The sequence below is a fragment of the Paraburkholderia sp. MM5477-R1 genome (genome assembly GCF_050436385.1).
GTDB classification, from domain to species: domain Bacteria; phylum Pseudomonadota; class Gammaproteobacteria; order Burkholderiales; family Burkholderiaceae; genus Paraburkholderia; species Paraburkholderia tuberum.
Map to the genome: position 1 here is coordinate 1,272,800 of NZ_JBNDMC010000003.1, position 17,899 is coordinate 1,290,698.

Here is a 17,899-nt window from a genome sequence, read left to right on the forward strand (position 1 = left end):
AGCTGAGCGGGCCGCGCTCGCGCTAAACGCGAGGCACGAGGCGGCCCGCCGTCTGCTGCGAGAACCTCGCTTAAATACCCAGTTCCTTGCGCACGTCCAGCCAGTTGCCGCGCACCATCAGCTTGCCGGTGGTCTGCGTGTCGGCGGGCGGCTGCTTGCCGTCCTTGATCCACTCGATAAGGTTCTCGGTGCTTTCCTTGCCGTGGTTCGTCGAGCTGACCGCGATCGTGCCGTAGAAGCCCGTCGGTTCCTTCTTCTGGAACTCGGCGAACGCCTCGCCCGCGCCGTTGATGCCGACGCCGATCACGTCCGCGGCCGGAATATGCAGTTGTTCGGTCGCGCGCACGCCGCCAAGCACGCTTTCCTCGTTGAGCGCGAAGATCACCCACTTCTTGATGTTCGGATGCTGCGCGAGCACCGGCGACACCGCGTTGAAGCCGCCTTCGTCGTCGGTGGTTTTCTGCGGCGCGTCGAAGACGTTTTCCTTCTTGAAGCCGCCGGCGAGCAGCGACTGCGTCGCGCCGTCGGTGCGCAGCTTCGCGGTCGGCAGCTCATAGTCCGTGATACGCAGCGCGCCGACTTCCTCAGGCTTCCAGCCGCGGCGCTTCATTTCGTCGGTGATCGCCTGGCCCACCTGGTTGCCGATCTTGAAGGCCGACATGCCGAGGTGCGGCACGTTCGCCAGCGGCTTGCCGGTCGAATCGACCAGTTGGTCGTCGACGGTCACGAACTTCATGTTGTAGCGCTTCGCGCGCGCCTGAATCGCCGGTCCGAGGCGCACGTCGGGCGCGCAGATCACGAAGCCCTTCGCGCCTTGCGCGCCGAGGTTGTCGATCGCGGCCAGCACTTTTTCGCCATCGGGCGTGCCGATGTTGACGACCGAGAAGCCGTCCTTCTTGCCGAGCGCGCTCGCGGCTTTCTGTTCGTTGATGAACCACGCCTGTTCGGGCATCTTCACGAGGAAGCCGACTTTGAGCGGCTCATCCGCTTGGGCGGACAGTTGTGCGGCGAACGGGGCGGCGAGGGCGGCGGCGGCCATCGCGGTCAGGGTCAAACGGCGAAGCTTGCTGGTCATCTACTGTCTCCTGAGGGTGAAAAGCTGCATTGATGTCGTGTAGTTGCAGCGGGGTAACGCGGGCGGCGTCAGCCGTCGCGCGAATCGGGTCGGATCTGCGCGCGGCACGCCGGGCGGTTCGCGCGAGTCGCGGTGAAAACGGTGGCGTGGCTCATTGCTTCTAGCTCGCCAGGTACGCCGTTTTCACGGCGGTCCAGAACGCGGCATCGCTCGCGCCATAGGCCGACGCCTTGCGCCCGCCGCCGGGTCCATGATGCTCGACGGTCGTGGTCGGCAGATTGATCGTGACGAGACCGCTCTGCACGTGGCGGCGAAAATGCCGCGCGCGTTCGAGCGAGCGCGTGCAGATGCCGGCGCACAGTCCGTAGGCGGTGTCGTTCGCGAGATGTAGCGCGTGTTCGTAATCGTCCGCGCGCAGCACGACCGCGAGCGGCCCGAAAATCTCTTCACGCGCGATGCGATGCTCCGATTCGCCGATAAACAGCGCCGGCTCGAAAAAATAGCCGCGCGTCGCGCGCTCCAGTCGCCGCCCGCCGCGCAGCAACTGCGCGCCTTCCTGCTCGCCGACGCGCACGTAGTCGAGATTGCGTTCGAGCTGCGCGGCGTTCGCCACCGGGCCGATATCGGTGCCGTGCTTCAACGCGTGATCGACGGTGAGTTTCGCGAGCTTTGCCTGCAACGCGTCGACGAACGGCGCGAACACCGCGCGTTCGACGATTAGCCGCGCGGCAGCCGTGCTGCGCTGGCCGGTCGCGCTGAAGGCACCGCTGAGCGCCGCGTCGACCGCGCCGTCGAGATCGGCGTCGGCCAGCACGACGAACGGATTCTTGCCACCCATCTCGAGCTGCACGCGCGCCTGGCGCGTCGCGGCGGCCTGCAGCACGCGCGTGCCGGTGTCGGACGAACCGGTGAAGCTGATCGCCGCGACGAGCGGATGCGCGACGATGCGCGCGCCGACCTTGCGCCCGCTGCCCATCACGAGGTTGAACACGCCGGCCGGCAAGCCCGCGCGACTGACGATCGACGCGAGCGCCGCCGCGCAGGCCGGCGCCGATTCGGCCGGCTTGTAGACGACGCAGTTGCCGTGCGCGAGCGCGGCGCCGATCTTCGCCGCGGCGATCGCGAGCGGCGCGCTCCAAGGCGCGATGATGCCGACCACCCCGACCGGCTCGCGCGTCACGTCGATTTCGACGCCGGCACGCGCCGACGCGTGCGGCTCGACGAACGCGCGCAGCGCCTCGGCCGCGAATAGCTTGAACAGTTGCCCTGCGCGCGTCGCTTCGGCGAGCGCCTCGGGCAGCACCTTGCCGACTTCACGCGCGAGCAGCCGGGCCAGTTCCTCGCGGCGCGCGAGCATTTCGCTGCCGATCGCGTCGAGCGCGTCGGCGCGGCGCTGTGCGGAGGCGAGCGACCAGTCGCGAAACGCCGCGTGCGCAGCCTCGATCGCGCTGTCGGTCTGCCGCACGTCCGCGCGCACGTATTCGCCGACCGGCTCGTCGAGATCCGACGGATTGAGCGACACGCCCGTGGTCGCGCCAGTCTCCCATCCGCCATTGATGTAATGGCGAAACGGGCTGGCAACGAGGGGGACGAGCGGATCGCGGTTCATCGGCGAAAAAAGGCGCACCGTAAGTTCACAAAAGTCCACGAATGGTATGAGCCGGCCCAATAACTTTCCAATCCCTTTTTAGGCTTCTCCGATATCAGTTTCGGTATGGCATCATGGAGCTTCAGAGGAAGAACGTACAAAAATCGCTCGTAAAGACCCAGGAGACCCTGCGATGACGCGTAGCTATTCGAACTGGTTCGTGCGCGCTCGGCTGAAGACGCGCCAGTTGCTGCTGCTTGCCGCGATGGAGGAGGAGGGCAACGTGCGCCGCGCGGCCGACGTGCTCGGCATGACGCAGCCGGCCGCGTCGCGCCTGTTGAAAGAGCTCGAGGACATGCTCGGCGTGAGCCTGTTCGACCGCACGCCGCACGGTATGCACGCGACGCTGTACGGCGAGGTGATGATCCGCCACGCGCGCATGGTGCTGTCGAACCTGAGCCAGGCGCACGACGAAATCTCGGCGCTGCGCGCGGGGCTCGCGGGTCAGGTGCGTATCGGCGTGATCGCCGCGGCGGCCGCGACGATGGTGCCGCGCGCGATCGCGAGCGTGAAGGCGCGTTATCCGCAGTTGCAGATCTGGACCGAGGTCGAGACCTCCGACGTGATGCTGCCGCGGCTCGCCGAAGGCGATCTCGACATCATGATCGGCCGCGTGCTCGAAAGGCAGAACCAGTTCAAGACCGACGTGCGCTACGAACCGCTCGCCGACGAACCGCTGTGCGTGGTCGCGCGTCCCGGCCATCCGCTCGAAAATGAAACGGGATTGACGCTGCGCGGCATCGTCAACGCGAGCTGGGTGCTGCATCCGCCGGGCAGCGTGCTGCGCCATCGCTTCGACCTGATGTTTTCGCAGATCGGCCTGAATCCGCCGCAGAACGTCGTCAATACGAACAACTTCCTCGCGATTTCGAGCCTGCTGCTGCAAAGCGACATGTTGGCGGTTTTGCCCGATGAAGTGGCGCGCCAGTACCAACAGTACGGGGTATTGAAGCGCGTACCGATCGATTTGCCTTGCAGGATGGATACATTCGGTATCATCACGCGCCAGTCGCATCTGTTGTCGCCGGCGGCCGCCGTCGTGCTCGACGCGCTGCGAGATGCGGCTCGCGACGTGTACGGCACGGCCACGGAACCCGCGGTGGCCCGGTAAATGCTTCCTTCTGTGTCATAGGCACCGGCTGACGGCGCGGGAGGAACATACGATGTACAGCAAACACAAGAAACGGCAACGCGCCGTCGACGATTCATTTTCGCTGCGCTCCGGTGGAGCGAGCGCCTGGTTTAGCAACGGCATGGCTCTCAAATCGACGATATACAAGGCGGAACTGCAGATCGCTGACATGGACCGGCACTATTACGCCGACCATTCGCTGACGATCGCCCGTCACCCCTCCGAAACCGACGAACGGATGATGGTCCGCGTCGCCGCGTTCGCGCTGTTCGCGCAGGAACGGCTGGAGTTCTGCAAAGGTTTGTCGGATGTCGACGAACCGGATCTGTGGGCGAAGGATCTGACCGGCGCGATCGACACGTGGATCGAGGTCGGCCAGCCCGATGAGCGCCGCATCGCCAAGGCGAGGCGGGCGGGCGAATCACGTGGTCGTGATCGCGTATGGCGGGCGTACTTCGGAAATCTGGTGGCAGGGCGTGCGCAACAAGGTCGAGCGCCTGCGCAACGTGACGGTCTGGACGCTCGGCGAAGACGTCGCGGCATCGCTCGGCTCGCTTGCCGAACGCACGATGCGGCTGCAATGCACGGTGCAGGACGGCGAAGCATGGCTCGGCAGCGCCGAAGCCGATGCGGTGAAGATCGACTGGACCGTACTCAAGGCGCCCGCCGATGCGTGACGGCTCAGGTCTGAACCAGTTTTTGCGCCGCTTCGTTCTCGCATTCAGAGCGACGTGACCCGCGCCGCTTCCGGCGGCCCCTTCAGCTCGACCATATTGCCCTCCGGGTCGAACAGATACAGCGACGGCCCGAAGCCGTCCGCGCCATAACGCACTCCCTGTTCGCCGAGCCGCGCGCCATGCGCGCTCAAATGCGCCTTCAACGCGTCGGCGTCGAACGACTCGACGCGCAGACACAGGTGGTCCATGTTGCGCCCCGTGCCCGCCGCGCCGTTTTCCGCGCGATCGAGCTTCGCGCCGACCTGCAGCAGATCGATCAGCGATCGGCCCGCGCGCAGTTGCGTGAGGCCGAGTTCGCGCTGCTCCTTTTCAACACTGCAACCGAGTACGTCGCAGTAAAAGCGCGCGAGGGTTTCGACGTGCGTCGCCCGGATCACGACGTGGTCGATCTCGCGAATGTGGATTTTCATTTCGAACGCCCTTTCGCTAGTTCGGAGAACCGATTAGGAAGTGTAGGAGAAAGGAAAGGGCGGAGTGGATCGGCGGGAAGTCGTGGGCGAACCGGACCAAATGCGGACCAGGCGCGGACAGAAAACGCAGGCAAAAAAAAGCCCGCTCAAGTGGAGCGGGCTGAATCCATATCAGGAGGAGACATGGAGGAGACAAGCACTAATATACACATCGGCTTGGTGCGACGCAATAACTTTTTAAGGGAAAACCCGATATCGTGCGAAATTGCCGCAGTTTGAGGCAAAACATCCGGCCGCAGGGCATTCCAAGGCGCTTCGGATTGCGATTTGCCGGGTTTGACCCCACTACGGGTACGGACAAGCGCGTCCGAATGACAGAGCAAGATCCGGCGCGTACTGTGTAGCGTTCGGGCCTAGATTGATGAGCATCGACACTGCCTGCCCATCCGGGCCCCAGGACATCATGAACGCCACCACTCGCCATTCCGTCCCCATGCGCGCCGCCGCCGACGTCGACACCGCCCAGTGGCGCACCGACGACGAACGCTGGGACGCCGTCACCCACCGCGACCGCGATGCCGACGGCGCATTCTTCTACGCGGTCAGGACGACCGGCGTGTTCTGCCGGCCGTCGTGCGCGTCGCGCCAGCCGCGCCGCGAAAACGTCGCCTTCTTCACCGATGCCGCCGCCGCGCGCGCCGCGGGCTTTCGCGATTGCAAGCGCTGCCAGCCCGGTGGTCTGCCGCGCGAGCTCGACATCGTCGCCAGGGCGTGCGCAGCGCTCGACGCCGATCCGCAGCAGCGCCTCACGCTCGCGCAACTGAGCGATGCCGTGCACGTGAGCCCGTTCCATTTGCAGCGCCTGTTCAAGCGCGTGGTCGGCGTCTCGCCGCGTCAATACCAGGCCGCGCAACGCGGCGCCGCGTTGCGCGATGCGCTGCAGGGCGGCGCCGACGTCACGCGCGCGACGCTCGACGCCGGTTTCGGCTCGCCGTCGCGAATGTACGACAGCGCGCCGGCCGAGCTCGGCATGGCGCCGTCCGCGTATCGCCGCAAGGGCGCGGGCCTGACGGTGCGCTATGCGAGCGCGCCGACCTCGCTCGGCTTCGTGCTGGTCGCCGCGACTGACAAGGGCATCTGCAAGATCGGTTTCGGCGACGACACCGCGCTGCTGATCGACGAATTGCGCGGCGAGTTCGCGAATGCCGAGCTGCGCGAAGACGCCGGCCGGCTCGCTCCGTTCATCGCGCAGATCGACGCGTATCTGCGCGGCACGCGCCAGGCCTTCGAGCTGCCGCTCGATATCGCGTCGACCGCATTCAAGCAGCGCGTGTGGGATGCGCTGCGGCGAATCCCGTACGGCGAGACACGCAGCTATTCGCAGATCGCCGAGGCGGTCGGCTCGCCGCGGGCGGTGCGCGCCGTCGCGAGCGCATGCGCGACCAACCCGGTCGCGCTCGCGATTCCTTGCCATCGCGTCGTGCAGAAGGGCGGGGCGCTCGCCGGCTATCGCTGGGGGCTGCCGCGCAAGGCCGCGTTGCTCGACAATGAGGCGCAGCACACAGGCGGCGTTTCAGCCAGCGATGCGCCCCGCCGCGACGCAAGCCGCACGGATGCCGACTCCCACAACTCCCAACTGGATCACGCCGCTTGAGCACGCTTAACGAGGTTGCAACTCTCGAATTGCCGTTCAAGGCACCGTTCGACTGGCCGCGGCTGCTGCGCTTTTTCAGCGGCCGCGCGACGCCTGGCGTCGAAGCCGTCGAGGACGGCGCGTATCGTCGCGCGATCGACTGGAACGGCGACAGCGGCACACTCAGCGTGCGGCTGCATCCGCGCAAGCGCTGCATCGTCGCGAGCATCGAAGGGCCGGCGAGCCGCCACGCCGATGTACTCGCCGCGCCAATCGCAAGAATGTTCGACCTGCGCGCCGATCCAAAGAAGATCGCCGCCGGACTCGCGGCGGACCCGTGGCTCGCGCCGCTCGTCGCCGCGGTGCCCGGCCTGCGCGTGCCGGGCGCGTGGTCCGGCTTCGAACTGGTGGTGCGCGCGATCGTCGGTCAGCAGGTCAGCGTGAAGGCCGCGACGACCATCATCGGACGGCTCGTGCAGCGAGCGGGCGAACGCATCGACGGGCATCCGCACGAAAACACCGCGTGGCGTTTTCCGACGCCGGCCGCGCTCGCCGAAGTCGATCTCGCGCAGATCGGCATGCCGGGCAAACGCGTCGCCGCGTTGCAGGGCTTCGCGCGTGCGGTCGCGAGCGGCGACGTGCCGCTCGACAGCAGCGACACCGTCGACGCCGCGAGCCTGCGTGCCGCATTGCTCGCGCTCGCGGGCATCGGCCCATGGACCGTCGAATACGTCGCGATGCGTGCATGGCGCGATCCCGATGCATGGCCCGAGGCGGATCTCGTGCTGATGCAATCGATCTGCGCGCGCGATCCTTCGCTCGTACGGCCCGCGCAGCAGCGCGGCCGCACCGACGCGTGGCGGCCGTATCGCGCGTATGCCGCGATGCATCTGTGGAACGAGGTGGCGGATCGGGCGGGCGCTGCGCGCGGGGGATGAGCTGAGCGTCGTCGCAACGTGCCGATGCCGATGGCGTAGTTCAGCGCGACCTCGACGTGCTCGCTGAAACTCCGCCGAAGTGGCCGCAAGCAGCGGTTCTGGCGAGATGTTAAAGTGCCCGCTACTGAAAATTCCGCCGAACGTTGTCAGCCGCTATACCGTCTGTGAATCGTCTGGCGATACACGGCGACCGGCAACGCCCAACTTGCATCAATGCCAAACACCACACCTTCCTGCACGACCGACGCGCTTTCGCACCGCCTGTCCGTGCTCGACTCGAGCCCGCAGCGCGATGTGCTGATACGCGGCCTGCGCGGCATCGAAAGGGAAAGCCTGCGCGTGACGCGCAACGGCCAGCTCGCGATGACGCCGCATCCGCGCGGGCTCGGCTCGGCGCTCACGCACCCGTCGCTGACGACCGACTACTCCGAGGCGCTGCTCGAGCTGATCACGCCGGCTGAGCAGGACGCCGCCGAAACCCTCGCGCAACTCGACGTGCTGCATCGCTTCGTCTACGCGGAGCTCGGCGACGAGATCCTGTGGAACAACTCGATGCCGGGACTGTTGCCCGCCACCGACGATGGCATTCCGATCGCGCACTACGGCACCTCGAACATCGGCAAGCTGAAGTACGTGTACCGCGTCGGCCTCGCGCTGCGCTATGGCCGCACGATGCAGTGCATCGCGGGCATCCACTACAACTATTCGCTGAGCGAAGACGTGTGGCGCCTGCTGCACGCCGATCAGCAATCCACCGCGAACGCCGTCGACTTCCAGTCCGACCGCTACCTCGCGCTGATCCGCAATTTCCGCCGCACGAACTGGCTGCTGATGTATCTGTTCGGCGCGTCGCCGGCGCTCGATCGGCGCTTTCTCCGCGATCGCAAACACACGCTCGAGACGTTCGACGCCGACACGCTGTACCGCCCGTACGCGACCAGCCTGCGCATGAGCGATCTCGGCTATTCGAACACGGCCGCGCAAGCCGCGCTGCACGCCGACTACGACACGCTGCCCGGCTATCTCGACGCGCTCGCGAAAGCCGTGAGCCGCCCGTATCCCGCCTACGAGCAGATCGGCACGCAACGCGACGGCGAGTGGGTGCAGATCAACACCAACGTGCTGCAGATCGAAAACGAGTTCTATTCGACGATCCGTCCGAAGCGCGTCACGTATCCGGGTGAGCGGCCGTTGCATGCGCTCGCCGCGCGCGGCGTGCAATACGTCGAAGTGCGTTGCATGGACATCGATCCGTTCGAGCCGGCCGGCATTTCGCTCGAAACGTCGCGCTTTCTCGACGCGTACCTGCTCGTGTGCGCGCTCGACGACAGCGCGCCCCTGCCTCCGCCCGCGTACACCGAAGCGAACCAGAACTTCGGCCGCGTGACGATGGAAGGCCGCAAGCCAGGCCTCGAACTGGTTCGCGACGGCAAGCCGGTCGCGATGATCGACTGGGCCGACGAACTGCTCGTGAAAATCGACGCCGCGGCGGCCGTGCTCGACAGCCTGAAGGGCGGCGACGAACACGCGCGCGCGGTCGCCGCGCAACGCGCGAAGCTCGCGGACGTGTCGCTGACGCCATCGGCGCGCGTGCTGCAAACGATGCGCGACCAGCAGCAAAGCTTCCTCGCGTTCGGCCTCGCGCAAAGCGAAGCGCACGCCGCGTACTTCCGTGCGCGTCCGCTCGATGCCGCGCAGTCCAAGGCGTTTGCCGACCTCGCGGTGCGATCGCTCGACGAACAGGCGAAGCTCGAACGCGACGAGGTTGGTTCGTTCGATGCGTTCGTCGCTGCGTATCGGGCCTATACGCTCAATCGCTTCAGCGTCTGAGCGTTCGGACCACAGCATCCCGGAAGTGCTTCAAGCGGCCCACGTGGCCGCTTTTTCTTTGCCCCGAGTAACGCGCAGGTAACCTCTACGGATTGCGCTCTTCAGGCGTCCGCGGAATCGGCAAATACTCCGCGCGACGTCGCGATTCTCTGATCTGGGTGAAACACCGCTTCGATGGGGTAGTCCAAAATCTTATGACATGCTCCACAGGGGAGGTATCGACGTGAAGAACAAAGCTCTGTTGGCCGCGCTGTGTCTCTTGGCGACGACGGCATGCTCGACCCAGGGTCAGGTCGATCCCGATGTCATGCAGATCGCGACCAGGCCGTTGACGTGTTCGAACAAGGCCGAATGCGACCTCTGGTGGCAACGGGCGCAAACGTGGGTCGCGAGTCATTCGAAGTACAAGATCGAGACCGCTAACGACTCGCTGATCCAGACCGCCGGCCCGGACGGCGGCAAGCGCGCGCTCGCGTTTGAGATCACGCGCGCCGCAGGTCCCGATGGCACTACCACGATCGGCTTTTCGGCGCATTGCGACAGCTCGCTCGGCTGCAAGCCGAATCCGTGGGAAGCCGGTGCGGATTTCAAGCAGTATGTGAGAGGCACCACGGGCACAGCCGCCAGCGCGCCGCAAGGCAGCGCGACGCCATCGCAGAACGCGCCCGATGCGACGCATCCGGAGACGACGCCCCGTAACACGACCAGGCTGCCGAATGGCGAGGCGATGTCGCAATAGATCGAGCGGTGGCCGCAGCGGCGATGCGTTCGCCGCTGCCGCGCGTTTGCTTCAGTGTCCTAATGAAGGCCCGGCGCCTTTGCGCGGCTTCGTGATCCACACGAGCACCGCCAGCACGATAAACGCCGCGCCCGAGATGCGGAAGAAGTCGTTGGTGGCCATCATGTACGCCTGACTCGTCACCACCTGGTTCAGCTGCGCGGTCAGGCTGTCGCCGGAGAGCCCGACGCCCGCCAGCGCATTCGTATAGGCGTTGGTGTTCGCCGAATACGTGCTGACCGTATCTGCAAGCATCGCGTGGTGATAGATCGTGTCGTTTTCCCAGAACGTCGTGCTGATCGCGGTGCCGATCGCGCCCGACAACGTGCGGAAAAAGTTCGACAAACCCGACGCGCTTGCAAGACGCTCGTCGGACACGCTCGACAGCGTGATCGTCGTCATCGGCACGAAGAAGCAGGCGACGCCGATCCCCTGCACGAGCCGCGGCAGGATCACGTGGCCGAACGGTACGTCGAGCGTGAACGTCGAGTTCCAGATCGATACGATCGCGAACACGATGAACGCGAAGCTCGCGACCATGCGCAGATTCAGCCGATGCATGTTCTTGCCGATCATCGGCGACAGAAACAGCGCGAGCAATCCGACCGGTGCCGTGGCGAGACCCGCGAGGCCGGCCGTATAGCCCATCACCGTTTGCAGCCATAGCGGGAAGATCACCACCGAGCCGAAGAACGCCATGAAGCCGAACGAGACGATCACGACGCCGAGCGCGAAGTTGCGATCCTTGAACAGCGACAGGTCGACGATCGGCTCCTTCTCGGTCAACTCCCACACGAGCAGGAACGCGATCGACACGAGCGCGATCACGGCGAGCGCCACGATGAACGTCGAGTTGAACCAGTCGCGGTCCTTGCCGAGGTCGAGCATCATCTGCAGACACGACACGCCGGTCACGAGCAGCACGAGGCCCACCGCGTCGATGCGCTGGCGCGTCGTCTGCGTCTCGCGGCCACGCAGCAGCAGATACGCGCAGAACGCCGAGAACAGGCCGATCGGCACGTTGATGTAGAAGATCCACGGCCACGTGAAGTTATCGGTGATGTAGCCGCCCATCACCGGGCCGAAGATCGGCGCGCAGATCACGGTCATCGCCCATAAGCCGAGCGCGAGTCCACGTTTGGCGGGCGGGTAGGAGCGCATCAGGATCGTCTGCGACAGCGGCACCATCGGCCCGGACACGAGCCCTTGCACGAGCCGGAATGCGATCAGCGATTCGAAGTTGTGCGCGAAACCGCAGGCCGCCGACGCGATCGTGAACAGCAGCACGGACAGCGTGAAGAGTCGTACCTCGCCGACGCGTCGCGCGAGCCAGCCGGTCAGCGGCACAGCGATCGCCGAGGCGACCGAGTACGACGAGATCACCCAGGTGCCCTGGCTTGCGGCGACGCCGAGGCTGCCGGAAATGGTCGGCACCGCGACGTTCGCGATCGAGGTGTCGAGCACCTCCATGAAGGTGCCGAGCGCAAGGCCGACGGTCAGCAGCGCGAGCGTGCCGCCCTGGAGCGGGGCGAGTTCTGCTGCGGGCAGCGTGGCGTTGGAAGCCGTGGCATCCATAGGTTTGTTCTCCTCAGGCGGCGAAAGCTTGTCGCGGCAGCCTTATCGGGTGTTTCAGATACGATGCTTGCATGCCGCATCACCCTCTGCCCAGACAGATATCTGATGACAATGACGCCTTGGAAAAGCGCCTCGTGATTGTCCTGCTAGTACTTCGTGATGACGCGCCGCCGCCATCCGACGACGACCGTTGTTTGGCACCTGCTTCGGCTCATCCCGGCGGCTCGCCCGGCGGTGGCGCCGGTCCGCAACCCACGTCGGCGTCTGCCTCGGGACCGTTTGCGATGAAACGGGCGAGCAGGTGAATCAGCGTCGCGTGCTCCTCGGCGGTAAAGCCGCGCAACTGGTCGTTCAGCACAGTTGCGCCGAGGTTCGGCAACTGGCGCGCGGCCTCGTGGCCCTGCTGCGTCAGCTCGAGTTTCACCATGCGTCGGTCGTCGCTGCTGCGGGTGCGCACGACGAAGCCCTTCTTTTCCAGCCGGTCGAGCAGACGCGTCATCGAGCCGCTGTCGTACGACATCGCGCGCGACAGCTCGAATGGCGTGCTCGCGCGCCGCGACGACAGCATCAGAATCACGCCGATCTGCTGCGCGGTGAGCCCGAGCGGCTTGACCGCACGGTCCGTGCGCTCGACCAGCACGTTGCGCGCTTTCGTCAGGTAGTAGCCGAGACTGCTCGTGAGCTCGACCTCGTCCGCTTTGTAGGGGCCATCAGTCATGGGGTATCCGCAACATCCAGGCAAGACGAAGTTTAGCTGCCTAAGCAGACAAGTCAAATCGCATTTTGCGGTGCGCAACGAGGCCAACCGAAATACAACAGTCGAATCAATTGCGCCGCACAGTATCTTGAAATTTGATTGCATAGTCAATATTATGACAAGCAATGAGTTTCGCGCGTCCTGCGCCATTCGAGACCATGTTCTGACCGATCGACCGCACGCCGCCCGCCTCGCGACGCGCGCCAAAGGATTTCCCCGATGCTGTACCTCAAAAACACGCTTGGCAGCCTCAGCCGCTCACTGACCGATTCCGCACTCCATACCTTCCAGGGCCGACACCGCTGGTGGAAGCTCGCGCTGTTTGCGGGACTGTTCGTGCTGCCGGGTGGGTCGGTGGGTGTCGCGTTGCTCGCGTGGGCCGAGCATCGAAGGGGGACGAAGCGGGCGAGCAAAGGCAGCGTTGTGGGCGCGGAATCCAGCGAGATCGTGCTGCCGAAGGAAAGCTTCGTGATAAAGGCGGGGAACGTCGTCCCCGCGACGGCCAACAGCGGTAACGCTTGCCTCGCGCCTGGCGGTGCGTCGTGCCGGGCCTCCGCTGGCAAGCTCGCGTGTCAGCGTCAACGCCAGCAGACCCAATCCACGGAATCGCGGCTCTGAAGCTGCACCGATTCGCAGCGCGCTTTTCGGCACACAGTTTCGCTTCGTCTCGCCATCTGAACCACCGCGAACCCGCAGCCCCACGCGCCGCCGGTAACAACGCGTAACCAGCGCGTCACCGCAAGTAACACACCTGCGCACCGCCTCGCATTAACCTTTCGGCTTTCAGTTTCCCGCGCTCGCGCGGGCTCATACGCTAACATTCCGGCAGACCACGATCTCGCCCGGCCGGTGGCGCCATTCCCGGCCGCATTGCGGCGTCCAGAAGGAATTCATTGCATGCAGTCTGATCGAATGTCGCGGGCGCTTGCGCCGCGCGTCCTGTCCCTTGCCGTGAGCGCGGCCTGCGCGACGCTCCTGGCCGCCTGCGCGGTCGGTCCGAACTATCAGCGGCCGGCCACCGAGATCCCCGCGTCGTTCAAGGAAGCCGCGCCCGGCTGGAAAGTCGCCGAACCCGCCGAACAACACGACCGCGGCGACTGGTGGGCGATCTACGAAGACCCGAAGCTCAACGAACTCGAAGCCAAGCTCAACACCGCGAACCAGACCATCGCGCAATTCGCCGCGAGCTACCGGCAGGCGCGCGCGCTCGTCGGCGAAGCGCGGGCAGCGTACTTCCCGACGATCGGTGCGTCGGCGGGCGCGACGCGCTCGGGCAACGGCACGCAAACCAGTGGCAATGCGACTACGGCGACCAGTCGCGAGGGCATCACCAACAGCTTCAACGTGCAGATGACGGCGAGCTGGGAGCCCGACCTGTGGGGCTCGGTCACGCGCTCGGTCAACGAGCAGAAAGCCGGCCAGCAGGGCGCGGCCGCCGACCTCGCGAACGCGCGCCTGTCCGCCCAGGCCACGCTCGCGCAGACCTACTTCCTGCTGCGCGCGCTCGACTCCACGCAGAAGCTGCTCGACGACACCGTGATCGCCTATCAGCGCTCGCTGCAACTCACGCAGAATCAGTACGCGGCCGGCGTCGCCGCGCGCTCGGACGTGATCCAGGCGCAAACGCAGCTGCAATCGGCGCAGGCCGCCGCGATCGACAACGGCATCCAGCGCGCGCAGGACGAGCACGCGATCGCGGTGCTGGTCGGCGTGCCCGCGTCGATGTTCTCCCTGCCGCCGATGCCGCTCACCGCGACGCCGCCCGCCGTCCCTGCGCAGATGCCCTCCGCGCTGCTCGAACGCAGGCCGGATATCGCATCGGCGGAACGCAAGGCCGCGGCGGCGAACGAGCAGATCGGCGTGGCGATCGCCGCCTTCTTCCCGTCGCTGACGCTGTCGGCGACCGGCGGCTTCGAGAACTCGGTGTTCTCGCAATTGTTGACGTTGCCGTCGCGCTTCTGGACGCTCGGCCCGCAACTGGCCGGGACGATCTTCGACGCTGGCCTGCGCAAAGCGCAAACCGAGGCCGCGCGTGCCACCTATGACGCGGATGTCGCGACCTATCGGCAGACGGTGCTCGCCGCGTTCCAGGACGTCGAGGACAACCTCGCGTCGCTGCGCATCCTCGAACAGGAAATCGTCGTGCAGCGGCAGGCGGTCGACTCGGCGCGCCAGGCGCTCGCCATCGTGACGAACGAGTACAAGGCGGGTACGGTCGGCTTCGTCAATGTGCTGACCGCGCAGACCACGGCTTTCACGGCCGAACAGAAACTCGAGAATATCGCCGGGCAGCGGATGGTGTCGTCGGTGGGGCTCGTGAAGGCGCTCGGCGGCGGCTGGGACGCGTCGCAGATGAATCGCGAGACCGGCGATGTCGCGGCGCCCGCGCCGCTGCCGGCATCGGCGCCGAGGGCTGCGGCCACGTCAGTCGGCGCGCCGTCCATCGCACAGAGCACCGCGTCGGGCACAGACGCGCTGCAAGCGCGGGTGCAGAGCAAATAATGTCCGCTGTGCTCGCCGCGCAGCAACGCCACGAAACAGAAGAGGCATGGTCGCAACTCGCGGCCATGCCTCTTTTTTCATCGCGCCACGCGCGCGAAACACGCGCCTCGGCACACATCAGCGCACGTCAGCCCCAACTCAGTGCACGAACGTCAGCGCCACCGTATCCGGCCCGCTAGGCCGGCCAAGCAGATTCAGCAGGCCGGCGAGGTTATCGTGCTGTTCCGGCGCGGCGCTCGCCGTGCCATGAAACGACGTCGATGCGGCCGACACCGTGCCGCTGCCGGTCAGCGTCAACGGACCCTTGATCGTGCTCAGATCGAGCGCCGACGACGTGCCCTGCGCCTGAAACCTGACCCGGTACGACCCGAGCGGCTTCACGAGCGACACCCGGGAGCTGACGTCGTCGAGCATCATCGTCAGCTGGCCGAACGCTTCGCCGTTGAAACTGCGCCACTCGGACCACGACAACTGCACGTTGCCCTGCAGATCGAGCGTGTTGAATGGCGCGCCAAGCCCCGCGAGCAGCGACGCCGGCACCGCGAGCACGCCCGGCGTGACGGTTGCGCCGCGCGGCGTCGCTTCGACCGTGACCGGATCGGGCATCGCCTCGCTATGGCGCATGACCATGCGCACGCGTCCGGTGAAAAGCGGCCAGAACGACGTGCGCCATTCGATCCGACCAGGCAGCAGCGTCGCCGCGCTCATATCGGCGCCGGCGGCCAGCATCAGGGTCGCCGAGCCGTGCCACAGCGAGCCCTCGGCGTCGACGAGATTGACGTGCCCGTGCGTTTGCCGCGCGAACTGCGGCGTAATCCAGGCGGCCGGCAGTAACGCGAGCGTCACCGCCGCCACCGACAAAACGGCGACCACCAGCCACGGCAGCGCCGCACGCAGGCGCCACATCCAGTAATTCATGCGAGATCCTGTAGCGAGCGGCGCGTTGTTATTTCGCGGTCGACGGTTGCAGCGCGACCGTCAGATCGACCTGGCCGTCGTCTTTCAACGCGGTGATGTGCGCCTCGGAGACCTGCACCTTGAACTGCTTGCGCACGTCATCGACCCACGCGGTCCAGGCCGGAAACGCCACGTTTTTCATTTGCACCTGCACCGCGTTGCCGACGAACTGCACCTGCGTCGCGGCAAGGCCATGTTCGCCGAGCGATGCGGAAAGCGCGTCCTTCAGCGCCGCGCCGGTCGGCGCGACACCTTGCGCGGCCGCCGACAGCGAGCGCGCCTCGTTCGACTGCGCGGTCATCTGCGCAAGCTGCCGCTGCAGGCTGGGCAGCGATTCACGCAGGTGCGCGCGGCCTTCCTGCGCGGGCGCCCACAGCACCGACCACGCAATCGCCACGGCGAGCGCGGCGCCGCCCCACGTCAGCAGCGCCTTTTCGCGATCGGTGCGCTGGTCCCAGAAGCCAGCCCATGTTTGAGCGAGTTCAGCTTTCATTGTCCGTTCCTGATGGTCCACTTGCCGGTACTGCTGTCGATCGCGCCGGTAAGGCCGTTGCGCGCGAGGCGCTTGGCGAAGTCGGGGTCGACCTTGATCGCGGGTTTGAAGGTCACGTCGAGGCGGTGCTCGTGATAGTCGAGCGCGGCAATGCCGTTGACCGGCAGCGGCGACAGCGAGCGCGCGAGGCCGTCGGCGAGCGACAGGAAATCCTCCGGCGACAGCTCGCCCGCCGCCACGCGCAGCTGTTGCACCTGACGCGCCATCTGATCGGGCGCGTCGAGTACGACAGTCGTCTTCGGGAACGTATTGAGCAGCAGCTCCGTCATCTGCGTGTTGATCGCGTCACGCTGACGCGCAAGCATCAGCCACTGCACGTTCGCGCCGATGATCGCGACGACGAGCGCGGCGAGCGCGAGCACGATCGGCAGACGCAGACGCCGCAGCGTCGCGCGATCGAGGCGCCACGGCTGCGACGCGAATTCGAACTGGCACAGGTCGAAGCGGCATTCGAGCGCGCGTCGCGCGAGCTGCTCGAACGGCAGCGGACTCGCGCCGTGAATATGCGAGGCGAGCCGCGCGGGACTCGTCGTGGATTGGTTCGGCTCGTTGCCGGGCACCTCGGTCAGCATGTACAGCGACACCGGCGCCGCACCCGCTAGCGCGGACAGCGTCGCGTTCACCGCATCGGCCGGCGCCGCGAAACCCTCGCCTTGGACACCGCGTGCAATCGCCAGTTCGACGCGCGGCACGCCGCTGTCGAGCGCGCCCTCGACGAGCAGCGCGGGTGCGGTCTGCACGACCGCACCGAGCACCGCGGCCACCATCGGCACGATGGACGGCGCTTCAGGCGCGACCACCGGCGCGATGCCCGGTAGCGACGTCGCGACGCTCGCCGCGCCAGCCATCGCCGGCTCGCGCACTTCGGCTGTTTCATCGTCGTTCGCGGCAACTTCGGTCACCGGCGCCAGCGGCAGGCAACGCGTGACCGGCACCGCGCGCAGACTGCGATGACCGGCCGTCGTGAACGCCTCACAGATGAAACGGAACCAGCCGCGATCAATGATCGCGAGCAGGTGCCGACCTTCACCAAGCCCCTGCGGATCGACCGCGATATGGCAGGTCTGCGGGTCCTGGATCAGTTGATCCTCGACGATATTGGGCAGCGCCTGGCGCAGCTTCGGGCCACGCAGCGGCGGCAGCGTCGCGGGCATCAGCAGCAGGTCGCGCGCGGCGAGCATCAGCACCGTCGTGCCGGCGCGCGGCAGCAGCGCGAGCGCCGAGCGGCCGGCGCGCTGCGTGCGCCCCGTCTTGTCGAGCAGCACGAACGGCAGCTCGGGCAGTTGCCATTCCTGCGAGGGCACCGCCGGATCACGCGGTGGCAATAGGACGATCAGCGTGCTCAAAGGCCACTCTCTCTATGGATTGCGTTGT

General features: G+C 66.2%; 15 protein-coding genes and 1 pseudogene. 8 read left to right on the top strand and 8 right to left on the bottom strand.

Going from position 1 to position 17,899, the window contains the following annotated elements:
* Positions 1 to 70: 70 nt before the first annotated feature.
* Positions 71 to 1,075 (bottom strand): arabinose ABC transporter substrate-binding protein, encoded by a 1,005-nt coding sequence (locus tag OKW35_RS09160; protein ID WP_429356373.1) that lies wholly within the window; start codon positions 1,073 to 1,075, stop codon positions 71 to 73.
* 160 nt (positions 1,076 to 1,235) lie between these two features.
* Complete coding sequence (locus OKW35_RS09165; protein WP_429551842.1) at positions 1,236 to 2,684, bottom strand: aldehyde dehydrogenase family protein; 1,449 nt, start codon at positions 2,682 to 2,684, stop codon at positions 1,236 to 1,238.
* A gap of 172 nt (positions 2,685 to 2,856) precedes the next feature.
* On the opposite strand from OKW35_RS09165, the gene OKW35_RS09170 reads away from it, so the two are divergent.
* Positions 2,857 to 3,834: a LysR family transcriptional regulator gene (locus OKW35_RS09170; protein WP_429356371.1), complete on the top strand. Its 978-nt coding sequence runs from the start codon at positions 2,857 to 2,859 to the stop codon at positions 3,832 to 3,834.
* 142 nt (positions 3,835 to 3,976) lie between these two features.
* A pseudogene (locus OKW35_RS09175) lies at positions 3,977 to 4,532 on the top strand (YaeQ family protein).
* A gap of 44 nt (positions 4,533 to 4,576) precedes the next feature.
* Here OKW35_RS09175 and OKW35_RS09180 read toward each other — a convergent pair.
* A complete protein-coding gene (locus tag OKW35_RS09180; RefSeq protein ID WP_090802309.1) occupies positions 4,577 to 5,002 on the bottom strand; it encodes a VOC family protein in 426 nt (141 codons plus the stop codon).
* A 463-nt stretch (positions 5,003 to 5,465) separates the two neighbouring features.
* On the opposite strand from OKW35_RS09180, the gene ada reads away from it, so the two are divergent.
* The 4 genes from ada to OKW35_RS09200 all read left to right on the top strand — a co-directional run bounded on the left by ada (position 5,466) and on the right by OKW35_RS09200 (position 10,142).
* On the top strand, positions 5,466 to 6,656 hold the full coding sequence (gene ada / locus OKW35_RS09185; protein WP_429551737.1) for a bifunctional DNA-binding transcriptional regulator/O6-methylguanine-DNA methyltransferase Ada: 1,191 nt from the start codon (positions 5,466 to 5,468) through the stop codon (positions 6,654 to 6,656).
* Positions 6,653 to 7,573: a DNA-3-methyladenine glycosylase family protein gene (locus OKW35_RS09190; RefSeq protein ID WP_429551738.1), complete on the top strand. Its 921-nt coding sequence runs from the start codon at positions 6,653 to 6,655 to the stop codon at positions 7,571 to 7,573. Before ada ends, OKW35_RS09190 begins: the two co-directional genes overlap by 4 nt.
* A 213-nt stretch (positions 7,574 to 7,786) precedes the next feature.
* Entirely contained in the window at positions 7,787 to 9,403 is a 1,617-nt protein-coding gene (gene gshA, locus OKW35_RS09195) for a glutamate--cysteine ligase (RefSeq protein ID WP_184060972.1), read from the top strand.
* 223 nt (positions 9,404 to 9,626) lie between these two features.
* Positions 9,627 to 10,142 carry a hypothetical protein gene (locus OKW35_RS09200; protein WP_184060973.1) on the top strand — a complete coding sequence of 172 codons (516 nt, stop codon included), beginning with the start codon at positions 9,627 to 9,629 and terminating at the stop codon, positions 10,140 to 10,142.
* A gap of 51 nt (positions 10,143 to 10,193) precedes the next feature.
* On the opposite strand, the gene OKW35_RS09205 is transcribed toward OKW35_RS09200, so the two are convergent.
* Positions 10,194 to 11,756 (bottom strand): DHA2 family efflux MFS transporter permease subunit, encoded by a 1,563-nt coding sequence (locus OKW35_RS09205; protein ID WP_184060974.1) that lies wholly within the window; start codon positions 11,754 to 11,756, stop codon positions 10,194 to 10,196.
* Positions 11,757 to 11,967: 211 nt separating this feature from the next.
* Positions 11,968 to 12,474 (bottom strand): MarR family winged helix-turn-helix transcriptional regulator, encoded by a 507-nt coding sequence (locus tag OKW35_RS09210; protein ID WP_429407910.1) that lies wholly within the window; start codon positions 12,472 to 12,474, stop codon positions 11,968 to 11,970.
* A 258-nt stretch (positions 12,475 to 12,732) separates the two neighbouring features.
* Between OKW35_RS09210 and OKW35_RS09215 the strand changes: the two genes are divergently transcribed.
* Both OKW35_RS09215 and OKW35_RS09220 read left to right on the top strand, forming a co-directional pair.
* The gene (locus OKW35_RS09215) at positions 12,733 to 13,131 is read left to right on the top strand and encodes a hypothetical protein (protein WP_187612255.1); all 399 of its coding nucleotides are present in this window, start codon (positions 12,733 to 12,735) and stop codon (positions 13,129 to 13,131) included.
* Between the two features lie 279 nt (positions 13,132 to 13,410).
* Positions 13,411 to 15,015 carry an efflux transporter outer membrane subunit gene (locus tag OKW35_RS09220; RefSeq protein ID WP_429551739.1) on the top strand — a complete coding sequence of 535 codons (1,605 nt, stop codon included), beginning with the start codon at positions 13,411 to 13,413 and terminating at the stop codon, positions 15,013 to 15,015.
* A gap of 138 nt (positions 15,016 to 15,153) precedes the next feature.
* Here the strand turns inward: OKW35_RS09220 and OKW35_RS09225 are convergent, their stop codons facing one another.
* The 3 genes from OKW35_RS09225 to gspL are packed head-to-tail and all read right to left on the bottom strand — an operon-like array spanning position 15,154 to position 17,871.
* Positions 15,154 to 15,933: a type II secretion system protein N gene (locus OKW35_RS09225; RefSeq protein WP_429551740.1), complete on the bottom strand. Its 780-nt coding sequence runs from the start codon at positions 15,931 to 15,933 to the stop codon at positions 15,154 to 15,156.
* A gap of 28 nt (positions 15,934 to 15,961) precedes the next feature.
* Positions 15,962 to 16,465, bottom strand: a complete 504-nt coding sequence (locus OKW35_RS09230; RefSeq protein ID WP_090802323.1) for a type II secretion system protein M — start codon at positions 16,463 to 16,465, stop codon at positions 15,962 to 15,964.
* Entirely contained in the window at positions 16,462 to 17,871 is a 1,410-nt protein-coding gene (gene gspL, locus OKW35_RS09235) for a type II secretion system protein GspL (RefSeq protein ID WP_429551741.1), read from the bottom strand. The genes OKW35_RS09230 and gspL overlap by 4 nt, the downstream gene beginning before the upstream one ends.
* Positions 17,872 to 17,899 lie beyond the last annotated feature (28 nt).